This window comes from Mesorhizobium sp. M7A.F.Ca.CA.004.12.1.1 (assembly GCF_003997835.1).
Classification (GTDB): domain Bacteria; phylum Pseudomonadota; class Alphaproteobacteria; order Rhizobiales; family Rhizobiaceae; genus Mesorhizobium.
The window spans coordinates 1-2,825 of sequence record NZ_RZRK01000782.1 but is presented as its reverse complement, the minus strand read 5'-3'; the positions used below and the strand labels follow the sequence as shown (position 1 = coordinate 2,825).

Annotated in this window: 3 protein-coding genes and 1 pseudogene; 2 read left to right on the top strand and 2 right to left on the bottom strand. The window is 61.4% G+C overall.

Annotation, left to right across the window (positions count from 1 at the left end; all coding sequences use genetic code 11):
• A partial coding sequence (gene cysE / locus EN984_RS29525) for a serine O-acetyltransferase (RefSeq protein ID WP_127384153.1) occupies positions 1-830 on the bottom strand: 830 nt, incomplete at its 3' end.
• A 147-nt stretch (positions 831-977) separates the two neighbouring features.
• On the opposite strand from cysE, the gene EN984_RS29520 reads away from it, so the two are divergent.
• Entirely contained in the window at positions 978-1,583 is a 606-nt protein-coding gene (locus EN984_RS29520) for a hypothetical protein (RefSeq protein WP_127268140.1), read from the top strand.
• 30 nt (positions 1,584-1,613) lie between these two features.
• On the opposite strand, the gene EN984_RS29515 is transcribed toward EN984_RS29520, so the two are convergent.
• On the bottom strand, positions 1,614-2,519 hold the full coding sequence (locus tag EN984_RS29515; RefSeq protein ID WP_127268139.1) for a LysR family transcriptional regulator: 906 nt from the start codon (positions 2,517-2,519) through the stop codon (positions 1,614-1,616).
• Positions 2,520-2,640: 121 nt separating this feature from the next.
• Between EN984_RS29515 and EN984_RS29510 the strand changes: the two are divergent.
• Positions 2,641-2,825, top strand: a pseudogene (locus EN984_RS29510) (myristoyl transferase); the annotation flags it as partial.

Sequence of the window (2,825 nt, the reverse complement as noted above, 5' to 3'; positions counted from 1 at the left end):
ACCTGATCCATCGTCTGCGACGGCAGAAGCTGGTCCATCTGGCGCGACGGCTGATCGCAGCCGGTCTCACCGACGACGCGGGCCGGCACGCCGGCAACCGTCTTGTTGTGCGGCACAGGCGACAGCACCACCGAGCCGGCCGCTATCTTCGAGCAATGGCCGATTTCGATGTTGCCGAGGATCTTGGCGCCGGCGCCGATCAGCACGCCGTAGCGGATCTTGGGGTGGCGGTCGCCGCCGGCCTTGCCGGTGCCGCCCAGCGTCACGCCATGCAGGATCGACACGTCGTCCTCGATGACAGCGGTCTCGCCGACCACGAGGCCGGTGGCGTGGTCGATGAAGATGCCCTTGCCGATGCGGGCGGCGGGGTTGATGTCGGTCTGGAAGACCGAGGACGAGCGGCTCTGCAGATAGAGCGCGAAATCCTTGCGCCCCTGGTTCCACAGCCAATGCGCCAGCCGATGGGTCTGGATGGCGTGGAAACCCTTGAAATAGAGCACAGGCATGATGAAGCGGTCGCAGGCCGGATCGCGATCGTAATAGGCCTGGATGTCGACACGCACCGTCGTCGGCCACTCCTTGTCGTCGGCCAGCATGGACTTGAAGGTCTGGCGGATGAGATCGGAGCCGATGTCCTGGTGCGCCAGCCGCTCGGCCAGCCGATGAATGACTGCTTCTTCCAGGCTGTCCTGGTTGAGGATGGTCGAATAGAGGAATGCAGCGAGCAGCGGGTCGCGGTTGACAGCCTCCATGGCCTCGTCGCGGATCGAACGCCAGATCGGATCGACCGGCTTCAATGCGCTGTGTCGGGAAATGCTGATGCTGTTCATCGCCGTCTCGTCCTGCGTCCTGCCTGGCTTGCCTGTTGTGCTTGCCTGTTGCCTGGCCGCACATATAAGCCAGATCATAGCACGATTGAACTCAATTTTCCTTAGTGCTTTGTCAAATGGATTTGGTTCGCGGGAATTCAAGCAGCCATGGAAAACGAACCCTTGATCGACGACGCGCTGAAAAGCGAGCTTTCGGCGCTCTACCGGGCACAGGGCCGCCACTACCACAACCTTGCCCATATCGAGGCGATGCTGGCACTCGCTGGCGACTATCGAGGATTGCTCGGCGACCCCGAGGCGATCGAAGCGGCGATCTGGTTCCACGATGCCATCTATGACAGCAAGGCCAAGGACAATGAGGCGCAAAGTGCTGCCCTTGCCGAGAAAAAGCTGGCGGGCCGCGCAAATCCTTCACGCCTCAACCGCATCTCGGCAATGATCGTCGCCACCGCCACGCACCAGGTGCCGCCGTTCGAAGACGCGGCGGCCACACGGGACGCAAGTCTTTTCCTGGATATGGATCTGTCGATCCTGGGAGCCGCGCCGGACGCCTTCGACGCCTATGAGCGCGCCGTGCGGCGCGAGTACCACTGGGTGGAGGAGCCAATGTGGCGGGCCGGACGCAGTGCTGTCCTGAAGACTTTCCTCGCCCGCCCGCACATCTTCCACACTGAAGAGTTTCGCCAGCGCTTCGAACCGCAGGCCAGGGAAAACATGACGCGGTCATTGCAGGCCCTGCAAACCTCTTTGTGATCTTCGCCGGTGGCGCGCTTGCATGTCGCCCTATCCCGCCACGGGCGTTGCATCGAACAATGCACCGAGAAACGCCTGAACAAGCGAGCGCTGGGCGTCGGTCTTGCGATAGGCGACGCGGTGTATGGAACTGAACGAATAGGCCCTTGGCTTGATCGCCCGCATGTCTCCGGCGGCGACCCAGGGATCGGCAAAATGGCATGGCAGAAAGCCGATGAAGTTGCCCGACAGGATCAGCATCAACTGCGCTTCCATGTGCACGACCGATGCACTCGCCTTGGGATGGCCGACCAGGTAGAGGTCGTCGAAATGTCGATAGCTGCGCACCGAGAACCGCGCGGCATCGACGGCGCCTTGATCGATCCTTGAATCGGGCATCGCAAAGAGCGGATGCCGGCGGCCGCAATAGAGAAGATGCGGTTCGCCGCAATAGTCGCGATAGACAACCCCAGGCGCTTTCTGCGACAGCGGCCCGATGACAACGTCGCGACCGCCATCGGCAACTTGTTGCTCGAGTTCGGACGGCGTACCCACCGAAAGGTCGATGAAGACGTCGGAATCGGGCCCCATGAAGCGGCTGAGCGCGTGCTGGATACCCAGTTCGCCACTGGTGAAGACCCCATCCGACGTGCCGACCCGCAAGCGGCCCGACAGGCTGCCGCTGGCTGCATTGATGCGATGTCCGAAATCGTCAAGGTCGCGGAACAGCCTCTGCGCCGCATCGTAGGTTGCCTGTCCAACCTCGGTCAGGCGGAATTGCTTGCGCCCGCGATGGCAGAGTTGGGCACCGATGCGTTTCTCCAGCTCCGCCAGATGCGTGCTCAGCGTCGGCTGTGACAGGTTGAGCGTGATTTGCGCAGCGGCGAACCCGCCTGAATCGGCCAGCGCCACGAAAACGCGCAGCAGGCGGATATCGATATTGTCCAGCCGGCGCATGCCATTCCCCATGATGCACAGAACGATACATCGATGTTATTCGATGTATCGTTCTAAATAAACTCATTTACATCAATGTCAGAAATCGCGAGCCTGTACGGAACAAAATTGGGGAACAATCATGAAACCGTTACCAGGCACCGCCTTGTCCGCAGCCCTGCTGCTCGCCAGTTCGCAGCTCGCCCTCAGCGCCGACCAGATCCGCATCCTGGCGCCGACATGGCTGGGATTTGCGCCTGTCCATATCGCCAGCGACCTTGGCTGCTTCACCGCCAAGGGCCTTGATGTCAGCATCAAGTTCGAGGA